This window comes from Pseudomonas sp. 05N432, assembly GCF_056396945.1.
This window is the reverse complement of the sequence record NZ_JBFTMM010000010.1, coordinates 136,670-157,245: the sequence shown is the minus strand read 5'-3', so window position 1 is coordinate 157,245 and position 20,576 is coordinate 136,670. Positions and strand designations below refer to the sequence as shown.

At 60.2% G+C, this 20,576-nt stretch carries 17 protein-coding genes and 2 pseudogenes; 15 read left to right on the top strand and 4 right to left on the bottom strand.

Going from position 1 to position 20,576, the window contains the following annotated elements:
* Positions 1–290 precede the first annotated feature (290 nt).
* Positions 291–593, top strand: coding sequence for a hypothetical protein (locus AC1DHT_RS13065; RefSeq protein ID WP_427536378.1), 303 nt, complete (start codon positions 291–293; stop codon positions 591–593).
* A gap of 151 nt (positions 594–744) precedes the next feature.
* Here AC1DHT_RS13065 and AC1DHT_RS13060 read toward each other — a convergent pair.
* Positions 745–843: pseudogene (locus AC1DHT_RS13060) on the bottom strand (IS5/IS1182 family transposase); the annotation flags it as partial.
* Between the two features lie 125 nt (positions 844–968).
* Entirely contained in the window at positions 969–1,580 is a 612-nt protein-coding gene (locus AC1DHT_RS13055) for a hypothetical protein (protein ID WP_427536380.1), read from the bottom strand.
* A 521-nt stretch (positions 1,581–2,101) separates the two neighbouring features.
* Here AC1DHT_RS13055 and AC1DHT_RS13050 point away from each other — a divergent pair.
* Complete coding sequence (locus AC1DHT_RS13050; protein ID WP_427533802.1) at positions 2,102–2,329, top strand: hypothetical protein; 228 nt, start codon at positions 2,102–2,104, stop codon at positions 2,327–2,329.
* A gap of 12 nt (positions 2,330–2,341) precedes the next feature.
* Here AC1DHT_RS13050 and AC1DHT_RS13045 read toward each other — a convergent pair.
* Positions 2,342–2,616 (bottom strand): annotated as a pseudogene (locus tag AC1DHT_RS13045) (SDR family oxidoreductase); the annotation flags it as partial.
* 247 nt (positions 2,617–2,863) lie between these two features.
* Between AC1DHT_RS13045 and AC1DHT_RS13040 the strand changes: the two are divergent.
* The 7 genes from AC1DHT_RS13040 (at position 2,864) to AC1DHT_RS13010 (ending at position 9,259) form a co-directional block, all read left to right on the top strand.
* Entirely contained in the window at positions 2,864–3,844 is a 981-nt protein-coding gene (locus tag AC1DHT_RS13040) for a quinone oxidoreductase family protein (protein WP_427536381.1), read from the top strand.
* A 14-nt stretch (positions 3,845–3,858) separates the two neighbouring features.
* On the top strand, positions 3,859–4,707 hold the full coding sequence (locus AC1DHT_RS13035; protein ID WP_427536383.1) for a TauD/TfdA dioxygenase family protein: 849 nt from the start codon (positions 3,859–3,861) through the stop codon (positions 4,705–4,707).
* Positions 4,708–4,793: 86 nt separating this feature from the next.
* Positions 4,794–5,846, top strand: coding sequence for a beta-keto acid cleavage family enzyme (locus tag AC1DHT_RS13030; protein WP_427536385.1), 1,053 nt, complete (start codon positions 4,794–4,796; stop codon positions 5,844–5,846).
* A gap of 92 nt (positions 5,847–5,938) precedes the next feature.
* Positions 5,939–7,267: an MFS transporter gene (locus AC1DHT_RS13025; RefSeq protein ID WP_427536387.1), complete on the top strand. Its 1,329-nt coding sequence runs from the start codon at positions 5,939–5,941 to the stop codon at positions 7,265–7,267.
* Entirely contained in the window at positions 7,264–7,929 is a 666-nt protein-coding gene (locus tag AC1DHT_RS13020; RefSeq protein ID WP_427536389.1) for a DsbA family oxidoreductase, read from the top strand. The genes AC1DHT_RS13025 and AC1DHT_RS13020 overlap by 4 nt, the downstream gene beginning before the upstream one ends.
* Positions 7,926–8,252 carry a Rieske (2Fe-2S) protein gene (locus AC1DHT_RS13015; protein WP_427536391.1) on the top strand — a complete coding sequence of 109 codons (327 nt, stop codon included), beginning with the start codon at positions 7,926–7,928 and terminating at the stop codon, positions 8,250–8,252. The genes AC1DHT_RS13020 and AC1DHT_RS13015 overlap by 4 nt, the downstream gene beginning before the upstream one ends.
* Entirely contained in the window at positions 8,249–9,259 is a 1,011-nt protein-coding gene (locus AC1DHT_RS13010; RefSeq protein WP_427536393.1) for a YeiH family protein, read from the top strand. The genes AC1DHT_RS13015 and AC1DHT_RS13010 overlap by 4 nt, the downstream gene beginning before the upstream one ends.
* 287 nt (positions 9,260–9,546) lie before the next feature.
* Here the strand turns inward: AC1DHT_RS13010 and AC1DHT_RS13005 are convergent, their stop codons facing one another.
* On the bottom strand, positions 9,547–10,599 hold the full coding sequence (locus AC1DHT_RS13005; RefSeq protein WP_427536395.1) for an AraC family transcriptional regulator: 1,053 nt from the start codon (positions 10,597–10,599) through the stop codon (positions 9,547–9,549).
* Between the two features lie 354 nt (positions 10,600–10,953).
* Here AC1DHT_RS13005 and AC1DHT_RS13000 point away from each other — a divergent pair, with 354 nt between their 5' ends.
* From AC1DHT_RS13000 to AC1DHT_RS12975, 6 genes are all read left to right on the top strand, one after another.
* Complete coding sequence (locus AC1DHT_RS13000; protein ID WP_427536397.1) at positions 10,954–11,520, top strand: RBBP9/YdeN family alpha/beta hydrolase; 567 nt, start codon at positions 10,954–10,956, stop codon at positions 11,518–11,520.
* Between the two features lie 128 nt (positions 11,521–11,648).
* A complete protein-coding gene (locus AC1DHT_RS12995) occupies positions 11,649–13,664 on the top strand; it encodes a DUF1302 domain-containing protein (protein ID WP_427536399.1) in 2,016 nt (671 codons plus the stop codon).
* Positions 13,665–13,704: 40 nt separating this feature from the next.
* Positions 13,705–15,063: a DUF1329 domain-containing protein gene (locus tag AC1DHT_RS12990; protein WP_427536401.1), complete on the top strand. Its 1,359-nt coding sequence runs from the start codon at positions 13,705–13,707 to the stop codon at positions 15,061–15,063.
* 71 nt (positions 15,064–15,134) lie between these two features.
* The gene (locus AC1DHT_RS12985) at positions 15,135–16,208 is read left to right on the top strand and encodes a WD40/YVTN/BNR-like repeat-containing protein (RefSeq protein WP_427536403.1); all 1,074 of its coding nucleotides are present in this window, start codon (positions 15,135–15,137) and stop codon (positions 16,206–16,208) included.
* Between the two features lie 31 nt (positions 16,209–16,239).
* A complete protein-coding gene (locus AC1DHT_RS12980; protein ID WP_427536405.1) occupies positions 16,240–18,774 on the top strand; it encodes an efflux RND transporter permease subunit in 2,535 nt (844 codons plus the stop codon).
* A 7-nt stretch (positions 18,775–18,781) separates the two neighbouring features.
* A complete protein-coding gene (locus AC1DHT_RS12975) occupies positions 18,782–20,560 on the top strand; it encodes an acyl-CoA dehydrogenase C-terminal domain-containing protein (RefSeq protein ID WP_427536407.1) in 1,779 nt (592 codons plus the stop codon).
* Positions 20,561–20,576 lie beyond the last annotated feature (16 nt).

Sequence of the window (20,576 nt, the reverse complement as noted above, 5' to 3'; positions counted from 1 at the left end):
AAGTCAGCCAGAAATACATGACTACTTCAGACCATCCCTAGCTATTGCGGCTCTTTCATTAGTTCGTGACGGCTTGATCAGACTTGACGATACTGTGTACCCAAGGGCCAATTCACTCTGCATCAACTACTGAGCCATCAGGCTTATGCCMTGAGAAGTTTTATTCGTTAAGTTAATCAGGGCCTTTGTTCGCATGATTCATCATATGGCTGGCAATTGATTTCAAGTTATTGCCGCGGCGCCACTTTTTTGTTAGATTGCGCGCCTCAAAAATTAACCAGGGACGTGTTATGTTTTTTATTATTTGGCAAGGATGGGGTGTTCTTTCGATTCTTATCCCGCTGCTCTGCGTGGTGCCTTTCGCTGGGCTCTTCAATGGGCTCGGGCTGGGTGTCGGTCTATTGGTTGGTGCGGCCGCCAACGCCTATATTGGCCACAAGCTGAATAACCAGCCGGGCAAAACCTACATAGATAAAAACACGGGTGGCGAAGTGATCTTTCGCAAGAAGCACACGTTGTTTTATGTGCCCATGCAGTATGTGTCAGTGCTGTGGGCCGTGGTGGGTGTATTTGCGTTGTTTAGTGCGCTCTAAGGAAGGACTGAAGTACCTACCGATTTTTTATGCCCTCGCTACTTGAGGTTAAAAAAATCATGAGTTGGTCGAAAAACAGATCTTTCCTGTCCTTAACTCATGGATCTTTCCTCTAGTCGTACTGTTTCAGGGGGATTGGTCCACGCTACGGGCGCTTACCCACTTCGGTGTCCCCCGTATCGCCGCAGACGTAAGTTTCCTCGCCATGAAGCAACTAATCGAGCTGTGTCACGTTCGCTATATTGTTTGCGCATTGCGAAAGCCATCAGGTACATCCCATCCGATCTACTGATTGACGCCAGGCTTTGAACATGGTGCTCGGGGGCATGTTTTACTCTGGTCACGTAAACGTCTAGCCAGTAGGTATCAGCGTGCTTATTCCACAATCGTATGTACATCCTCCTCGCTCAAACAGACCGACAACTGCTGACCTTCCTTGCTGAAGGCGCAATAGGGCAATGCCTGCTGCTTGAGGAAGGCCAGTGGCACGGCTATAAAAAATGCGCTCAACGCTGCTGCAGCCACGGTTTTCCCGAATATTTTCAGCCCGGAGAGTGACGCGTTTCTGGACGCCGTTTTTATCCTGAAACGGGCATACAAACCGCTGGCCAGGATCGCTGCGCCGATTAGCATGGCAATCGTGATATCGGCCTGTACGGGGCTGTAAAGCAGATTGCCGTTGGCATCGTCCGGGTAGTTCAATTGCCACCAGCCACCGATGCACAGCGGCACAATCCCGGCGGTGATCCAGGCGAGGATCGACCCCGGCAGCCGTAGCAGGATAGTCACTATCAGGCCGAGGGTGGCAACGGTCCAGCCGCTGAGAAACAGTTGGGTGGACATGGCACCGCCGAACAGGGTACCGCCGACATCCTTGGGCGTCAGAAGGGTCCAGTCGTAGAAAACGATGTGCAGAAGCACAACCCCTACGGCAATCCAGCTCATCGGGAAGTAAAGCCATAACCATCGGGTGTTGGAGCGAAGCATTGTCTTACTCATGCAGGGGGACGAGAACGTGTCAGAGATGTGCATGAATGAGAGAGGGTGCCAAGCATCAGCACTATCACTGAACGTGTGGCGTTCAGATTCGGAATAACACACATCTTCCTTTTTGTGTTTTGGGCACCAGTTTGTAATGTGCTCTTGCGCATTGTATATGCTTGTTGATCCGGTGAGGGTTGAACGCTTGAGCGTACTTTCAGGCGAGAGGACAGGCGGCCTTCACAGCCCTTTGTCGAACTGAAGTGGCATGGCGCATTGTCATGCTCACAGAGCCCTTCACGCCTGTTTCCCATCCTCTACCGAGTTCATCGTCCAAGGTCCTGGTCGGTGCCAAATCCGCTGCTAACTCACAGTGAAGTCTTTTCCGGCTTAATGCGAGGTCAGCATGACCGAGAAGCCCTGCAGGTTTACGCGTGCAGGGCTTTTCTCGTTTTCGGCCCCAGCGAGCATGATTCATTGAAGTTCGGATTGATCTACGCTTAATGCTCTACACAGAGGGTTGCGTCATGAGCGAAGATCGAGTGGTTGCGCTTGAGATAGCGCTTAAAACGGTAATGGCCGTCGCTGGGCGACACGGCGTGGCAGCCGACGAGCTGTGCAGGAAGTCAATTGGCGCAATAATTGGCGATACCGAGTTTAATTGGGTCAAGCCCGACCATGCCGAAGACGCCATCGCCGAGATTGAAATGGCTCAAGCTGCCATTGCGCACCTGTCTCTACCCTCGGCGAAATAAGCGGGTGTGGGTCACGGCCGGCGATGCGTCTGGCGTTCCATCGCGTCCTGCCGCGCTCAGGTCAATCATGCGCCGGTAGCCCTCACCACGTGGGCCGTTTGGTTCGTCCCGTGCCAGTGGTGTAAAGATGATGTCGGGGCTGATCGTATTGACTCGCGCGCCGCGTTTGCCCCAGCGCACCGCTTGCGCCATGACTCGCAACGAGTTCCCGCGCTTGGAGATCTGGTAAGCGTTCAAGGGTCGGTGACCTGATCGGCTTGAAGCATCGGGAGCGCGAGCAGATCGTCCGCTAACCAGCCAGACACCCGCGACCTTGATGACCTCCAGCAGGTTCGACAGACCGTTCTTCTGCTTGGCGGTCGACTGCGCGGTGCTGCCGCATGCGTTGATGCAGCGCCCACCGCCCGGGCAGCTGTCACGAAATGAAAAGCCATTGTCGTCTGATGAGAAGCGGCCCGTCAGACGGCGTCCTAGAGTCCAATCAGCGCAAATCGACGCGACACGACAATATTGCAGACTGGAGAATAAGACAACATGGCCAAAGCCGTACGCTTCTACGAAACCGGTGGTCCCGACGTTCTTCGTTATGAAGAGGTCGAAGTTGGTGAACCCGGTCCAGGCCAGGTCCGTCTTCGTCATGTAGCGGTTGGCCTGAACTATGCCGACACCTACTTTCGCAATGGCACTTACCCGATTCCGATGCCCAGCGGCATGGGGGTTGAAGCTTCCGGTGTGGTCCAGGCCATCGGCGAGGGGGTTACCAACGTACAGGTGGGTGATCGCGTCACCTACACCGGGTTTCTCAATACATTGGGGGCCTACAGCACCGAGCGCCTGATCCCGGCCGCGCCGCTGATCAAGCTGCCGGAAACCATCAGTTTCGAGACTGCCGCGGCCATGACCATGCGCGGCCTGACATCGTCGTACCTGATGCGGCGCATTTACGATTTCAAGGCCGGCGACAGTATTTTGCTGCACGCCGCTGCCGGTGGCGTCGGCCTGATCGTTTCGCAGTGGGCCAAGCTGCTCGGCCTGACGGTCATCGGCACTGTATCCACCGAGGTCAAGGGTGAAATCGCCCTGGCCCATGGCTGCGACCATGTCATCAACTACAGCCATGAAGACGTCGCCCAGCGCGTTCGCGAATTGACTGATGGTGTTGGGGTCAACGTGGTGTTCGACAGTGTCGGCAAGAATACTTTCATGGGCTCCCTGGATTCGCTCAAGCGCCGCGGCCTGATGGTGTGCGTCGGCACGGCGTCCGGCCCGATCCCGGCGTTCGATCCGGTGCTGCTGGCGATGAAAGGCTCGCTGTTCATGACCCGCCCGGCTCTGGCGGACTACATCGCCGACCCGGCGGAAAAAGCTGCCCTGGCGGGTGAACTGTTCGACCTCGTCGGCAGCGGTCGAATCAAGATCGAGATCAACCAGCACTATGCCTTGCAGGACGCTGTGCAGGCTCATCGCGACCTGGAGTCACGCAAGACCACGGGTTCATCGATTTTCGTTATCTAACGGAGCCGCCTGCCATGAAAGTCGAACAATTGACCTGCAGCATCGGTGCGGAACTGGTCGGCGTGAACCTTGCGGATGCGGTCCATGACGACGGTCTGTTTGCCGAGATTCGTGCTCAGTTGCTCAAGCATCGGGTGGTGTTCCTGCGCGATCAGGACATCACTCGCGCCGAGCATGTGGCCTTCGCCCGTCGCTTCGGCGAGCTGGAGGATCATCCGGTGGCTGGCAGTGACCCGGATCATCCGGGCCTGGTGCGCATCTACAAAAGCCCGGACCAGCCGATGGACCGCTACGAGAACGCCTGGCACACCGACGCGACCTGGCGCGAAGCACCGCCGATGGGCTGCGTATTGCGTTGCGTGGAGTGTCCACCGGTTGGGGGTGACACCATGTGGGCCAACATGGTGGAGGCCTACGCGCGCTTGCCGGATGACATCAAGGTGAAGATTGCCGATCTGCGCGCCCGCCACAGTATCGAAGCCAGCTTTGGTGCCGCCATGCCGATCGAAAAACGTCTGGCGCTCAAGGCGATGTACCCGGATGCCGAGCACCCGGTGGTGCGTACCCACCCGGAAACCGGGGAAAAGGTGCTGTTCGTCAACGCCTTTACCACCCACTTGAGTAACTACCACACCCCTGAGCGGGTACGTTTTGGCCAGGACGCCAACCCCGGCGCGAGTGAGCTGCTGCGCTACCTGATCAGCCAGGCGTACATCCCCGAGTATCAGGTGCGCTGGCGCTGGAAACCCAACAGCATCGCCATCTGGGACAACCGCAGCACCCAGCACTACGCCGTCATGGATTACCCGCCGTGCCACCGCAAGATGGAGCGAGCCGGGATCATCGGCGACAAGACTTACTGATCGACCGTCTCTGCATTCGTACTTGCTACAGGCTTGCCCGGCACGCCCCCGGCGTGGGCGCACAATCATAATAAAAGGAGTAACTCATGCAATTCTTCGACGATTCCCTGCACCCGGAAAACATGGAAAAAGTGGTCATCACCGTGGCCCCGTATGGCCCTGAATGGATGCCGGAAGACTTCCCCGAAGACATCCCGCTGACCATGGATGAGCAGGTGCAGAAGGCGGTCGATTGCTATGAGGCCGGTGCCACGGTGTTGCACCTGCATGTGCGCGAACTGGATGGCAAGGGTTCCAAGCGTCTGTCCAAGTTCAACGAGTTGATCGCCGGTGTGCGCGAAGCTGTGCCGGACATGATTATCCAGGTCGGTGGTTCGATTTCCTTCGCGCCCGAAAGCGATGGCGAAGCCGCCAAGTGGTTGTCTGACGATACGCGCCACATGCTGGCTGAGCTGACGCCAAAACCAGATCAGGTCACCGTGGCCATCAACACCACCCAGATGAACATCATGGAGTTGCTGTATCCGGAATACCTGGAAGGCACGTCCCTGGCGAACCCGGCCTATCAGGCGGCCTACAGCGAGATGACCGTGCCGGCAGGCCCGGCCTGGGTCGCGGAGCACTTGCGGCGGCTGATGGCGGCGGGTGTGCAGCCGCATTTCCAACTGACCGGCATGCATGCCATGGAAACCCTGGAACGCCTGGTGCGCAAGGGCGTGTACATGGGACCGTTGAACCTGACCTGGATCGGCATCGGCGGCGGTTTCGATGGCCCCAATCCGTTCAACTTCTTCAACTTTGTCCATCGCGCGCCAGATGGCTGCACCCTGACCGCCGAATCGCTGCTCAAGAACGTGCTGCCGTTCAATGTCATGGCTATGGCTATGGGGATGCATCCACGCGTAGGTATTGAAGACACGATCATTGACCAGAAGGGCAGGCGTTTCAGCTCCGTGCAGCAGATCGAGCAAACCGTGCGTGTCGCCCATGAGCTGGGGCGCGAAATCGCCAGCGGCAAAGAAGCCCGTGAGATCTACCGCATCGGTGTGCAGTACCAGAGTATCGAAGAAACCCTGTTGGCCAACGGCATGGCCCCCAACCGCAAGGCTGGCCAGAAAGGTGTGCCGCAACGCGGCTGACCGGCAACAAAGGCGGGAGGCCGATGGCCTTCCGTTCGCTGCATTGCAACACGCTCGATAACAACAATAAAACAAAGTTTCGAGGAGGCTGCATGGCCTTTCACCCAATCGCCGCGGACGATGACGACGCCAGTGGTGTCGGTATTGCGCGCCAATATGCCTGGATTGTCTTTGCACTGACGTTCGGCCTGTTGATTTCCGATTACATGTCGCGTCAGGTGCTGAACGCGGTGTTCCCGATGCTCAAGAGCGAGTGGGCCCTGAGCGACGGCCAGCTCGGCCTGCTCAGTGGCATTGTCGCCTTGATGGTGGGGCTGCTGACATTTCCGCTGTCGTTGCTGGCGGATCGCTTCGGACGGGTAAAAAGCCTGGCGCTGATGGCCCTGTTGTGGAGCCTCGCGACCCTGGGTTGCGCGCTGGCGCAGGACTACCCGCAGATGTTCATGGCCCGCTTCATGGTGGGTGTCGGCGAAGCGGCTTACGGCAGCGTCGGTATCGCGGTAGTGATTTCGGTCTTTCCCAAACACATGCGCGCAACCCTGGCCAGCGCCTTCATGGCAGGTGGCATGTTCGGCTCGGTGCTGGGTATGGCTCTGGGCGGTGTACTCGCTGCCAAGTTGGGCTGGCGCTGGTCGTTCGCCGGCATGGCGCTGTTCGGCCTGCTGCTGGCGGTGCTTTACCCGCTTATCGTCAAGGAAGCGCGCATCGCTCCTCAACGTGCCGCTCACGCCGCGAATAAGGCGGCAGCGGTCAAGCGCCCGCTCAGCACGCTGTGTTCCAGCCGTTCGGTGATCGCGGCCTATATCGGCAGTGGCTTGCAACTGTTCGTCGGTGGCACCGTGATTGTGTGGATGCCCAGCTACCTCAATCGTTATTACGCCATGGCAACGGACAAGGCCGGCGGTGTCGCGGCGATTATCGTGCTGTGCAGCGGGGCGGGGATGATTCTGTGCGGCATGCTCAGCGACCGGCTGTGTCGGCACTCGCCGGAGCGCAAGGTCGCCCTGGCCATCGCTTATTGTCTGGGCAGTTGCCTGTTGCTGTCGGCGGCGTTCGCCTTGCCGGCGGGGCCTGCGCAACTAATGCTGATCTGCCTCGGCATGCTGATTGCCGCCGGCACCACCGGACCTGCCGGGGCGATGGTTGCCAACTTGACCCACCATTCGGTCCACGGCACGGCATTCGCCACGCTGACCCTGGCCAACAACATGCTCGGCCTGGCCCCGGGGCCGTTCATCACCGGCAAGGTGTCCGACGTCATCGGCTTGCAGGCTGCTTTTCAATGGGTGCCCATGGTCAGCATCGCAGCAGCGGCCGTGTTCTTTTATGCCAAGTGTCATTACCACAAGGATATCGCCCGGCTAGCGGGTGAGCGGGTCAACGATTCGATTAGTGAAGCTGTGTTAGAGGTGAAGGTGTGAGTGGTCGTTTACGGATTGATGTGTTCTTCGATTTCATCTGCCCCTGGTGCCTGATCGGCAAGCGCCAACTGGAGCACGCGCAGGACCTGCTGCGCATCCAGCAAGCGGGAGTGGAAATCACTACGGTGTGGCATGGGGTGCAGTTGTTGCCACAACTGCCGGTACAAGGTGAGCCCTTCGCCGAGTTCTATCTCAAGCGTCTGGGCAGTGCTGAAGCCGTACGCATGCGTCAGGCCCAGGTGCAGCAGGCCGCGATGGCGGTAGGGGTACCCATCGACCTGAGCCGCATCGCCACCATGCCTAATACTGCTGATGCCCATCGCTTGCTGGAGCGTGCCGCTGTGCTGGGCAGTACGGCACAACGTGATGTCTTGCTTGAGCGGCTGTTCGCCGCCTACTTCCAGTACGGCGAGGATTTGGGTTGTCATGAAACCTTGATTGCCATCGCCCAGGCGTGTGGCTTCGACGCTGATGCCATGGCCGCCGTTCTGCAAGGTGACGGCGATCCTTACGTCGGCAACGAGGCAGGCGCTGGCAGCGGTGTGCCGTGTTTTCAATTCGACCGTCGTTTGACGGTGGTCGGCGCGCAGCCTGCCGAGGTGCTGTTTGGCGCCATGGGTGAAGCCCTGCTCGATAGCCATCGCTCACGGCTTCCAGCATGAGTCGGCGTGTCCCCGTGCCTGCCGGAAAACTTCCGCAGGCGGGTGGCCGTGCGTTAATTGAATTCGAGAGTAAAAGCCTGGCGTTGTTCAACGTCGAGGGCGATCTGTTTGCCATCGACGACGGTTGCCCGCATCAGGGGGCCTCGCTGTGCGGCGGGCGCCTTGAGGGGAGGGTGATTCAATGCGGCGCCCATGGCCTGCGCTTCGATCTGCGCAGCGGTTACCTGCTCAATTCAACCCAACTCAAAGTCGCCAGTTACCCGGTCGAGGTTGTCGACGGCCAGGCTTTCATCGTCATCGTTTCTGAGGAATCCGCGCCATGAGCGTCATTGCTCTCACCCATATCCATAGCCGAACGCGCGAATTGGCGCCGGGGTTCATCGTCAGTCTGATCGTTGCGGCGGCAGCCTCCTTTTTGTCCGAGCGCTACGGTGCGCCGGTGATGCTGTTTGCCTTGCTGTTGGGCATGGCGCTCAACTTCCTGGCCAGTGACGGCGCGTGCAAGGCCGGCATCGAGTTCACCGCCCGCACCGTGTTGCGCATTGGTGTGGCTCTGTTGGGGATGCGCATCACACTGGAGCAGATCGCCGCGTTGGGCTGGAAGCCTTTTGCTCTGGTGGTGATTCTGGTGGTGGTGACGATCGGCGTGTCGGTAGTCGCGGCCAAGGCGCTGGGCTTTCAGCGCTTGTTCGGCATGCTCACCGGTGGGGCTACCGCGATCTGTGGCGCCTCGGCTGCGATGGCGCTGGCGGCGGCGCTGCCCAATCATCCGCAGAAGGAACGTGCCACGCTGTTCACCGTCATAGGGGTGTCGGCGCTGTCCACCACGGCGATGATCCTTTACCCGATGATTGCCAACTGGCTGTCGTTGTCGCCACAAGTTGCAGGGATGTTCCTGGGCGGTACCATCCACGATGTTGCCCAGGTAGTCGGTGCCGGTTACAGCCTGTCGACCGAGACCGGCGACATAGCCACTGTGGTCAAGCTGATGCGGGTCGCCATGCTGTTGCCGGTAATCCTCTGCGCCACCCTGATCACGCGTATGCAAGGCGCCGACACGTCCGGCAAACGGCCACCGTTGCTGCCGTGGTTCGCCGTCGGTTTTCTGCTGCTGGCCTGTATCAACAGCACGGGATGGGTAGCGCCGGCGGTGCAGGGCTCGGTCAACGAACTGTCGCGCTGGAGCCTGGTGGTTTCCATCAGCGCGCTGGGCATGAAGACCCAACTCAAGGAACTGGCCGCCGTCGGCATCAAGCCGATCCTGCTGATGGTGGGGGAGACGGTGTTTCTCGCGGTCCTGGTGTTGCTGTTGCTGCACTGGGGGCTCTAAGCCCTGACTGCACGCACCTTCTGTAGCAGCTGGCGAAGCCTGCGTTCGGCTGCGTAGCAGTCGTAAAAACTGAGCGCGCGGTTTTCCTGATGCACCTTATCGTTTGAATTCACGACTGCTGCGCAGCCGAACGCAGGCTTCGCCAGCTGCTACAGGGCTGCATTGTGTTGGCTCCTTGGTGCAGTGAGGCTCTCGGCCGGTGTCACGCATACCGGTTCTTTCGCGGCGACTGTACCAGCAGTCGCCGTTTTTTTTTGGTTGAAGTTCCGGTGTCTATTTCAGGTGGTTCAGGGTTCTGTGGAACCGGGCAGTATGGTCGGGTTCATTGGTGCTTTGGCCGCCTGTTTTTGTGCGCTGCGCCACGCGGCGGGTGGCATGCCGAACTGGGTGATGAACCAGCGTGTGAAGGAGCTCGCCATGGAGTAGCCGAGCATGTCGGCGATCCGGCCCAGCGAATAATTCGGGTTTTCCAGGTAGCGCAGCACCAGGTCGCGGCGCACGTCGTTGATCAGGTCGTTGAAGGCGCAGCCGTCGTCTTTGAGGCGGCGCTGCAGGGTCCGAACGTTCATGCCCTGGGTCTGGGCGATTTGCTCGATGGTGGCGCGCCCCATTGGCAGCAGCAGGTAGATGGCTTTGCGCACTTCGAACAGCATCGACGGTCCTTCGTGGCTCAGCAGCGAGTCGAGGTAACTCTGGGCGTAGCGAGCCATGGCTGGATCGGCATGGGGGTTGGTCATGTCGAGGCTGGCATCGGAACAGACAATGCCGTTGAACTCGCTGCCGAACTCCAGGTTGCAGCCGAACAGGCGACGATGCAGTTGCAGGTTGTCGGGGGGCTGGTGCGTGAAGTTGACGCTGTAGGGATGCCAGTGTGTGCCGAGCAGCGCCGCGCACAGGCGGAACATAACGCCGATTGCAAGCTCCGTGGCCTGTCGGCTGGGCATCGGTGATTCGGTGACCACCTCTTCGCGAATGATCACCATCTTGCCGGCCTCTTCAATGAAGATGGCCAGCGAATCGTTCAGCAGATGACGGTAGTGCACCACGACCTGAAAAGCATCACGCAGCGTCCGCTGGTGGCTGAGCAGCAGGCTGACCACACCGAAGTCCGAGAGCTGGCGCGATTCGGCCATGCTCAGGCCGAAGCTCTGACAGCCGCTGGCGGCGGCCGACTCCTCCAGCAGACGCACGGCGGCATCGATGGGAATCCGGTGTTCAGGGGCTTGCAATTGGGCCTTGCTCAGGCCGACGGCAGCCAGTAAGTCGCGCGGATTGAACCCCAGGTACTGACTGACCTCCAGGTAGTTGGTCAAGACGGCGGCGCGAACAAGCTTGGTCATGCGAAGGTCTTTCCTGGGCAGATTCCGATGGAAATGAGCGTGGCGACTATATCCAGCACATCATCAATTGAACAGTTATGACGTCATCGATGGCACTCCCCCAATGCTGTCGGCAATGACGGTCGCCTGATGGATCAATCGACTCACATCCATTGATTACAGTGGCTTGGGCCGGAGTTGTAGTGTTTTTTGATCAGTGGTCGCGCCACGCCAACACCTGGAAATCTGTCATCAAAAGAAAAGTCACTGACGCCGAATGAAAAGCGCCACGGGTAGGCGCTCTTTAATGTCGACACTACAAAAAGCTTCTGGCGAAAGAGCCGGTCGAGTCATCGAGAAAGCGAAGGTGTTGATGTGGACAAACTGCAAACTGCCGCAACCGTTCTGATCGTACCGGGCCTGCGCGAGCACGTTGCCGAACATTGGCAAACGCTGCTTGAGGCCCGCCTGAGCAATGTGCGCAGTGTGCCGCCGCTTGAAACCGACAAGCTCGACTGCAGCAAGCGGGTCCAGGCAATCCAGCACGAACTTACGCAGATCGAAGGGCCGGTGATTCTGGTGGCCCACAGTGCCGGTGCGTTGATGGTCGCGCACTGGGCGGCTCGACACAGTCGCCCGATCAAGGGCGCTCTGCTGGCCGCGCCACCGGATCTCGATGCCAGTTGGCCGCCAGGCTACCCATCCGCTGAAACGCTGCGTACCCATGGTTGGGCGCCTTTACCCCAAGGCCCGCTGCCGTTCCGCAGCCTGGTGGTCGGCAGCACCAACGATCACCTTGCCAGCCTGGATGCCGTCACGCGCATGGCTCAAGGCTGGGGTGCCGAACTGCTCAATCTGGGCGCAGTGGGGCATCTCAATCCGGCAGCGGGCTATGGCCGCTGGCCGCAAGCCGAAGCACTCATCCTGGAGTTGGACCGCTAGTTCAGGCGCCGATTGGCCGCAGGCCTTCGGCAATTGCCCTCATTCCTGAAAAACGCAAACCACTGGAACAAGCGGTTGCGTGAGGGCGGCTGCGCTTAAAACAACTACAAAAAAGCGGAGACAACGCAATGCACAACAATAAGAAACGTCACGGGTTCACACCCTCGCGTTACAGCGTGTTGGCCTCGACCATCCTGGCCGCCGCCATGCCCGTGGCGCATGCGGTCGAACTCAATACGGGTAACCCGGACTGGACCGCGCGTTTTGATAACACCGTCAAATACAACTACGGCGTGCGCACCGAAAACGCCGACAAGCGCATGTTGGGGACGCCGAACAACAACGATGGCGACTACAACTTCCGCAAGGCCGGAACCAACATCACCCACCGCATTGACCTGTTGACCGAGATGGACGTGGTCTACAAGAACAGCATGGGCTTTCGCCTCAGTGCCGCCAGTTGGTACGACAAGGCATACGAGAACACCGGTTCGAACGCCAATCCGTTCGTCAACGGCAACGATGCCAAGTCGGGTCTGGTCGCCAACGACCCACGCCTTGCCGCGGTCACCGGTGACAACGTCGGTAATGGCAGCCCGCACCTGAGCCACTACGCGCAGCGTTACTACACCGGTCCTTCCGGAGAAATCCTCGATGCCTTCGTGTTCTACAGCACCGAAGTGGGCGAGGAGTCGCTGTTGAGCGTCAAGGCCGGTCAGCACAACGTGTTCTGGGGTGAAACCATCCTCAACCCGGTGCATTCGATCAGCTATGGCCAGTCCGGCCTGGACCTGGCCAAGCTGGCGGCCTCGCCCGGTACCGAAGCCAAGGAACTGTTCGTACCGCGCAATCAGTTGTCGATGTCGTTCACCGTCAATCCCGAGTTGACGGTGGGTGCCCAGTACTTCCTGGATTGGAATGCCGCCCGCCTGCCGGAGGCCGGTACCTACTACGGCGGTTCCGATCTGGTCGGTTTCGGTGCGCAATCGTTCCTGCTGGGCAACACCAATGCCGTGGTACCCGGCAGCCCTCTGGGTTGTGGGTTGGCGCCGTGCAACGGGCTGACCAACGTGCGTCGTGGTCACGACCTGACGCCGGATAAAAGCGGAGACTGGGGCGTGATGGCCAAGTGGTCGCCCGCCTGGCTGGACGGCACGCTCGGTTTCTATTACCGCAAGACCTCGGACATTTTGCCTCAAGCCTGGTTGAACGCTACCGGGGTGACATCGGCCAATCCCAATGGAACCCGGCCTGCAGGCATGGTGCCGGCTGTCGTCAACACGCTTAATTCGTTGAGCACCAGCACTTATCAATTGGCCTATGCCGACAACATCCACATCGTCGGTCTGAGCCTGTCGAAAGAGATAGGCGGCGTCAGCGTCGGCTCCGACCTGAACATCCGTCACAACATGCCGCTGGCCAGTATCCCGGCGATTCTCAGTACCACCGGACCGTTGGGGCTGGGCGCCGGTCTGGGTCTGTTGCCGGCTCGTAAGGCGCAGACCGGTATCGTCTATGACGTACCGGACAAGGGCGACAGCATGAGTGCCACCGGTGACACACTGCACTGGACGCTCAACGGCCTGATGACCCTGCCCAAGACGCCGCTGTTCGATTCGGCAACCCTGCTCACCGAGCTGTATTACAGCAACCTGCTCAAACTCGATAGCAAGAATCAGGCGCTCTACAAGGGCAACAGCAGTTACCGCGGCGTCGATGCGCCGACCCGGGACAACTGGGGCATTGCAGCCAACTTCACGCCGACCTGGTACCAGGTCTTCCCGGGTGTCGACTTCAACATGCCGATGTCCATCAACGTAGGGCTTGCCGGCGTTTCACCGGTGTCCGGTGGCGGCGCCAAAGACACCGGCAACTATGCGGTCGGCGTCGGGGCCGTTGTGTACAACAAATACTTTGTCGACCTGAAGTACGTGGATTCCTTCGGCAAGACCGACAAGTGCGACGTCAGCGGCGTAAGTACCGGCGCGGCCAATGCCGGCAGCGGTGACGGCTCCACACCGAACGCCTTCAGCGGCAACGAAAACTACGCGTGTTATGGCGGTGGCTACTCAGCCTTTTCCGGCGGTGGCGCAACCACCGCAGACCGTGGCGCGGTTTACCTGACGATGAAAACCACCTTTTGATTCACGAATGGCTTAGTCACCTGAGCAGGAGAATAACAACATGAAATTCGTGCGTACGTTGCTGGGCGTTTCTCTGGCCGTGGCGGTTGCCGCGCAGGCACAGGCCGCTGTATCGACTCAGGAAGCCGCCAGGCTGGGCAACAGCCTGACCCTGGTCGGGGCTGAAAAAGCCGGGAATGCCGAGGGTTCCATTCCTGCCTATTCGGGGGGCTTGACCACGCCGCCGGCCAGCTTCAAAACCGGTGATAGCATGCGCCCGGACCCTTTTGCCGACGAAAAACCACTGCTGGTAATCGACGGCAAAAACGTCGATCAGTACAAGGGTGAACTCACGGCGACCACCGTGGAACTGGCCAAGCGTTTCCCCACTTTCCACGTCAATGTCTATCCAACCCACCGCACCGTCGCACTGCCCAAGGCTGTGCTCGACAATGGTGTGAAAAATGCCACCGGCGCGAAGTCCCTCGAAGGCGGATTGGCGATCGACAACGTGCTGCCGGGTGTGCCGTTTCCGATCCCGCAGTCGGGCAACGAGGCGATGTGGAACTTCCTGCTGCGTTATCAGGGCGTCAGCATCAACTCCAAGTACGACTCGTGGAACGTCGACTCTGCGGGTGTGCCGAGCCTGGCAACCACCGGGCAGGCGTTCATTTCCTATCCGATCTACGAAAACCTGGCGCAGCCGATCAGCAGCGCCGACGTGTACTACCAGATGAAGCTGTCCTACACCGGCCCTGCGCGCCGGGCCGGCGAAGCGGTGATGCTCAAGGACGCCGCCAACCCGTTGCAGCAGCCGCGCCGTGGCTGGCAGTACTTGCCTGGCCAGCGTCGGGTAAAACTGGCGCCGAACCTGGCTTACGACACACCAAATCCCGGCACTGCCGGTGCGGGCACCTACGACGATGTCTTTGTGTTCAACGGTGCACTGGACCGCTACGACTGGAAGCTGGTGGGCAAGCAGGAAATGATCGTGCCCTACAACACCTACAAACTGACTTACGCCCAGGACCCCAAGTTACTGACCACCGCCAATCACCTGGCACCCGACTACGTGCGTTGGGAAAAACACCGGGTCTGGGTGGTGGAGGGCAACCTCAAGGCCGGTGCGCGGCACATCTATCAGAAGCGTCGTTTCTACCTGGATGAAGACAGCTGGACCGCTCTGGCCTCCGATCAGTACGACGCCCGTGGTCAGCTGTACCGTGGCTCCTTCGCGTTCCTCAGCCAGAGCTATGACAAGCAGATCCCGGATTCCACGCCCTTCATGATCTACGACCTGGTCGGTGGCTCCTACAACATCAACGGTGTGGTGGGGCCGTACGGCGGCATCAAGTACATCGATCCGCTCTCCAAGGCGCAGTGGTCGCCGGAGTCCCTGGCAGGTTCCGGCATTCGCTAAGCGAACACCTGGTTTGAACGTCGGGCTGCACGGTTGTGTGTCCCGGCGCGGCTATCCGAAGAGGACGCGGTATGTGTTCGTACAAAAAATACCTGCAGTGGGCGCTGGGCATCTTGTTTGCACTCTTGCAGGGCCTGACCCAGGCGGCCGGTTATGTCGATGTATTGGATCTGCCGGCCAGGGCCAGCGCTCTGGCGGTCAGCAGCCCGTTGTCAGGCCTGGCGCGCGCAGGCGACCGATTGGTCGCGGTCGGGCAGCGTGGCCACATTCTCTATTCCGATGATTCCGGCAAACACTGGCAGCAAGCCGCGGTGCCGGTGAGTGCCGATCTCACGGCGGTGAATTTCCCTTCCGCCATGCAGGGCTGGGCGGTTGGCAACGACGGTGTGGTGTTGCACAGCAGCGACGCCGGGGCGACCTGGCGCAAGCAACTGGACGGCCGCCAGATCGGTGCCTTGCTGGTCCAGCGTTATGGGGCGTTGGCCAGTGCGGACCCCGGCAACGAACAATGGCCACTGCTGGCTGCCGAAGGCCAGCGACTGGTCGAGCAGGGCGCGGATAAACCCTTGCTCGACGTCTGGTTCGCCAACGACCACCTCGGCTATGTGGTCGGTGTGTTCAACCTGATCCTGCGTACCGAGGACGGTGGCCAGAACTGGGCACCGTTTCAGGACCGCACCGACAACCCGCAGGGCTTCCACCTCAACGCCATCGCCTCTACCGGCGATGGGGTGTACATCGCCGGTGAGCAGGGCCTGTTGCTCAAATGGGATGAGGCTCAGCAGCGTTTCGTCGCCGTGCAGACGCCCTATCAGGGCAGCTTTTTCGGTGTGCTCGGCAAGCGCGGCGAAGTGATCGCTTACGGCTTGCGCGGCAATGTACTGCGCAGTGTGGACGGCGGCCTCAGCTGGACTGCGCTCGACAGTGGCCTGCACGTCAGCATCACCGCCGGCTTCGTCGACACTAACGGTCATTACCGCTTGTTCACCCAGGGCGGGCAGAGGCTGGTCAGTCAGGGGGCTGGCGCAGACATGCGCCTGGTGCGGCAACCCGAACCGTCACCGGTGGCCGGCGCTGCTCAGGCCGCCGATGGCGCGTTGGTGGTGGTTGGCAGTCGTGGTGCACAGGCACTGTCCGTTGAATAAGACCTCGAACCCTTAGAGCGAGAACCCAGTCATGGGCAATATCAAACAAGACACCATGCCGGTGATCCGCGACGTGCGTGACTTCGACCGCCACTCCGGTAACCGGCTGGAGCGGATGGTGTTCAACTATCGCCCGCTGTTCATGCTGCTGATGGCGCTGGCCACTGTGGTGCTGGGCTACATGGCCGCAACGCGCCTGGAACTGCGCCCCAGCTTCGAGAAAATGATTCCGCAGAGCCAGCCGTATATCCAGAACTTCCTGGAGAACCGTCAGTCACTGCGCGGTTTGGGTAACTCGGTGCGCGTGGTGGTCGAGAACACCCGGGGCGATATCTTCGATCCCGCTTACCTGGACGTGCTCAAACAGGTCAACGACCAGCTGTTCCTCACCGAAGGCGTTGATCGCGCCTGGATGAAGTCGTTGTGGAGCCCGGCGGTGCGCTGGACCGAAGTCACCGAACAAGGCTTCCAGGGTGGCCCGGTGATGCCCGATACCTATGAGGGCAAGCCTGAGCAAATAGAACAGTTGCGCCAGAACATTTCCCGCGCCGGACTCGTCGGCAACCTGGTGGCCAGTGACTTCAAGTCGAGCATGCTGATCGTCCCGTTGCTGGACAAGGCTGCGGCCGGCGGTCAGCGCATCAACTACCACGGGTTCTCGCAGATGCTTGAAGAGCAGTTGCGCGACAGGATCGAGTTCGCCGGTGACAGTGCCGCCCGCAAAGCCGGGGAGGAGGGCAAGGGCCAGTACAAGGTCCGGGTGATCGGTTTCGCCAAACTGATGGGCGACCTGATCGACGGCCTGATTCAGGTGATGATGTTCTTCGGCCTGGCCGTGATCACCTCGCTGGTGATTATTTTTCTCTACACCCGCTGTGTGCGCAGCACCTTGCTGGTGGTCGGCTGCTCGCTGGTCGCGGTGATCTGGCAACTGGGCATCGTTGCCTGGCTGGGCTATGCCATCGACCCGTATTCGGTGCTGGTGCCTTTTTTGGTCTTCGCCATCGGTGTGTCCCACGCGGCGCAGAAGATGAACGGGATCATGCAGGACATCGCCCGTGGCACCCACAAACTGATCGCTGCGCGCTACACCTTTCGCCGTCTGTTCATCGCCGGCGTCACCGCGCTACTGGCCGACGCCGTGGGTTTCGCTGTGCTGATGCTGATCGACATACCGGTGATCAAGGACCTGGCCATCACCGCCAGCATCGGTGTCGCAGTGCTGATCTTTACCTCGTTGTTGCTGATGCCCGTGGCGCTTTCCTATGTCGGCGTCGGCGCCAAGGCTGCAGAGCGCGCCTTGACCATCGACACCCGGGCGGACGGACACAAGGGCTTTGGCAAGCTGTGGGACTGGCTCGACCGTTTCACCACGGCCGAGTGGGCCACGGGCGCCGTACTGATTGCACTGCTGATGGGCATCGGCGGCTTCGTCATCAGCCAGCACCTGAAGATCGGCGACCTGGAAAGTGGCGCACCGGAGTTGCGTGCCGATTCGCGTTATAACCGTGACAACGCCTACATCACCCGTCACTACGCGTTATCCAGCGACCTGTTCGCGGTGATGATCAAGACGCCCCCGGAAGGCTGTCTGAGCTACAAGACACTGGTCCTCGCCGACCGTCTGGCCTGGGAACTGCAGCAGTATCCGGGCGTGCAGGCAACGTCCTCGCTGGTCAATGCCGTGCGCCAGATCACGGCCGGGACTTATGAGGGCAACCCCAAGCTCAACAGTATCCAGCGCAACCAGGACGTCTTGAACTATGCCGCGCAGCAAGCCTCGGTCAACTCTCCAGAGTTGTTCAATACCGACTGCTCGCTGATGCCGGTGATTGCCTTTCTCAAGGACCACAAGGCCGAGACCCTGGATGCAGTGGTCGGGATCGCCGACACCTTTGCCCGGGAAAACAGCAGCGATGACCGCCAGTTCCTGCTGGCGGCAGGGAGCGCCGGTATCGAGGCCGCGACCAACATCGTGGTGCGCGAGGCCAATCGCACCATGCTGCTTTACGTCTATGCGGCGGTGACGTTGTTCTGCCTGCTGACCTTCCGTAGCTGGCGCGCCGCATTGGTTGCGCTGTTGCCGCTGGTGCTGACCTCAATCCTCTGCGAGGCGTTGATGGTGGTCATGGGCATTGGCGTGAAGGTCGCGACCCTGCCGGTGATCGCATTGGGCGTGGGGATCGGTGTCGACTACGCCTTGTACCTGCTCAGTGTGCAGTTGCATTACCAGCGTCAGGGCCTGCCGCTGGCTGAGGCCTACCGCAACGCCGTGTCGTTTACCGGTCGGGTGGTGGGCCTGGTGGGCATCACCCTGGCGGCCGGCGTGGTGTGCTGGGTCTGGTCGCCGATCAAGTTCCAGGCGGACATGGGCATCCTGCTGACCTTCATGTTCCTGTGGAACATGCTCGGCGCGCTGATTCTGATTCCTGCCCTGTCGTATTTCCTGCTGCGGGGGGCGTCGCTTGATCGTCGTCCTGTTCCGGAGGCCCCTCAGGGGCATGCCGGTGCAACCGCGCCAACCCAACCTTCGGGCATGCATCACGCCCGGACTATTGCGGAGTAAGCCAACGATGTCTGATTACAAAGCCCCCTTGCGCGACATGCATTTCGTCCTCAACGAGGTCTTCGAAGTGTCCAGGCTATGGGCCCGACTGCCCGGCCTGGCCGAGGTGATCGATGAAGAGACAGCCGCCGCGATCCTCGAAGAGGCCGGCAAGATCAGCGCCGAAGTGATCGCACCGTTGAACCGCAGCAGTGACGAACAAGGTTGCACCTGGAGCAACGGCACGGTGACTGCCCCGGACGGTTTTGTCGCGGCGTACCAGGCATTCGCCGAAGGCGGTTGGGTGGGTGTCGGCGGCGACCCGCAATTCGGTGGCATGGGCATGCCCAAGGCCATTTCGGCCCAGGTCGAGGAGATGGTCAATTGCGCCAGCCTGTCGTTTGGCCTGTACCCGATGCTGACCGCCGGGGCGTGCCTGTCGATCAATGCCCACGCCAGTCAGGAACTCAAGGAGCGTTACCTGCCGAACATGTACGCCGGCACCTGGACCGGTTCGATGTGCCTGACCGAGGCCCATGCCGGTACCGATCTTGGCCTGATTCGCACCCGGGCCGAACCTCAGGCCGACGGCAGTTTCAAGGTCAGCGGCAGCAAGATTTTCATTACCGGTGGCGAACACGACCTGAGCGAAAACATCATTCACCTGGTGCTGGCCAGATTGCCGGATGCGCCTGCGGGCCCTAAAGGTATTTCGCTGTTTCTGGTGCCCAAGGTACTGGTCAATGCCGATGGCTCGCTGGGCGAGCACAACGCGCTGTCCTGCGGTTCAATCGAACACAAGATGGGCATCAAGGCATCCGCCACCTGCGTGATGAACTTTGACGGCGCGACCGGCTGGATCGTCGATGCGCCGAACAAAGGCCTGGCCGCGATGTTCACCATGATGAATTACGAACGTCTGGGCGTGGGTATCCAGGGGTTGGCGTTGGGTGAGCGTTCGTACCAGAGCGCGGTCGAATACGCCCGCGAACGCATCCAGAGTCGTGCGCCGACCGGCCCGCAGGCCACCGACAAAACAGCCGATCCGATCATCGTGCACCCGGATGTACGCCGCATGCTGTTGACCATGAAGGCTTTGAACGAAGGCGGGCGGGCGTTTTCCAGCTACGTGGCCCTGCAACTGGATACCGCCAAGTACAGCGACGATGCGCCAACCCGCACTCGCGCCCAGGAGCTGGTGTCGTTGCTGACCCCGGTGGCCAAGGCGTTTCTCACCGACATGGGGCTGGAAACCACGGTGCATGGTCAGCAGATCTTCGGTGGTCACGGCTACATCCGCGAGTGGGGACAGGAGCAATTGGTTCGCGATGTGCGGATCACTCAGATCTACGAAGGCACCAACGGCATCCAGTCACTGGACCTCGCCGGGCGCAAGATCGTTGGCAGTGGCGGGGCGCTTTACCGTTTGTTCGCCGCCGAGATTCGCCACTTCATCGCCAACGCCAGCGCTGACCTCGGCGAGTTCTGCAAGCCGTTGAGCGCCGCCGTGGACACCCTCGACGAGTTGACGGCGTGGCTGCTGGATCGGGCACAGAACAACCCGAACGAAATTGGCGCTGCCTCGGTCGAGTACCTGCAGGTGTTTGGCTACACCGCCTATGCCTACATGTGGGCCCTGATGGCCAAGGCGGCCATGGGCAAACAGGCCGAGGATGATTTCTACGCCAGCAAGCTCGGCACCGCACGTTTCTACTTTGCCCGTCTGCTGCCGCGCATCCACTCGTTGAGCGCTGCGGTCAAGGCCGGCAGTGAATGCCTCTACGCGCTGGACGCCGTGCAGTTCTGATCGAAAGGACAAGGAA

Bases quoted from the DNA above. Each gene is read 5' to 3' on its own strand.
- AC1DHT_RS13065 (WP_427536378.1), top strand. From the start codon at position 291: ATGTTTTTTATTATTTGGCAAGGATGGGGTGTTCTTTCGATTCTTATC.
- AC1DHT_RS13055 (WP_427536380.1), bottom strand. From the start codon at position 1,580: ATGCTTCGCTCCAACACCCGATGGTTATGGCTTTACTTCCCGATGAGC.
- AC1DHT_RS13050 (WP_427533802.1), top strand. From the start codon at position 2,102: ATGAGCGAAGATCGAGTGGTTGCGCTTGAGATAGCGCTTAAAACGGTA.
- AC1DHT_RS13040 (WP_427536381.1), top strand. From the start codon at position 2,864: ATGGCCAAAGCCGTACGCTTCTACGAAACCGGTGGTCCCGACGTTCTT.
- AC1DHT_RS13035 (WP_427536383.1), top strand. From the start codon at position 3,859: ATGAAAGTCGAACAATTGACCTGCAGCATCGGTGCGGAACTGGTCGGC.
- AC1DHT_RS13030 (WP_427536385.1), top strand. From the start codon at position 4,794: ATGCAATTCTTCGACGATTCCCTGCACCCGGAAAACATGGAAAAAGTG.
- AC1DHT_RS13025 (WP_427536387.1), top strand. From the start codon at position 5,939: ATGGCCTTTCACCCAATCGCCGCGGACGATGACGACGCCAGTGGTGTC.
- AC1DHT_RS13015 (WP_427536391.1), top strand. From the start codon at position 7,926: ATGAGTCGGCGTGTCCCCGTGCCTGCCGGAAAACTTCCGCAGGCGGGT.
- AC1DHT_RS13010 (WP_427536393.1), top strand. From the start codon at position 8,249: ATGAGCGTCATTGCTCTCACCCATATCCATAGCCGAACGCGCGAATTG.
- AC1DHT_RS13005 (WP_427536395.1), bottom strand. From the start codon at position 10,599: ATGACCAAGCTTGTTCGCGCCGCCGTCTTGACCAACTACCTGGAGGTC.
- AC1DHT_RS12995 (WP_427536399.1), top strand. From the start codon at position 11,649: ATGCACAACAATAAGAAACGTCACGGGTTCACACCCTCGCGTTACAGC.
- AC1DHT_RS12990 (WP_427536401.1), top strand. From the start codon at position 13,705: ATGAAATTCGTGCGTACGTTGCTGGGCGTTTCTCTGGCCGTGGCGGTT.
- AC1DHT_RS12985 (WP_427536403.1), top strand. From the start codon at position 15,135: ATGTGTTCGTACAAAAAATACCTGCAGTGGGCGCTGGGCATCTTGTTT.
- AC1DHT_RS12980 (WP_427536405.1), top strand. From the start codon at position 16,240: ATGGGCAATATCAAACAAGACACCATGCCGGTGATCCGCGACGTGCGT.
- AC1DHT_RS12975 (WP_427536407.1), top strand. From the start codon at position 18,782: ATGTCTGATTACAAAGCCCCCTTGCGCGACATGCATTTCGTCCTCAAC.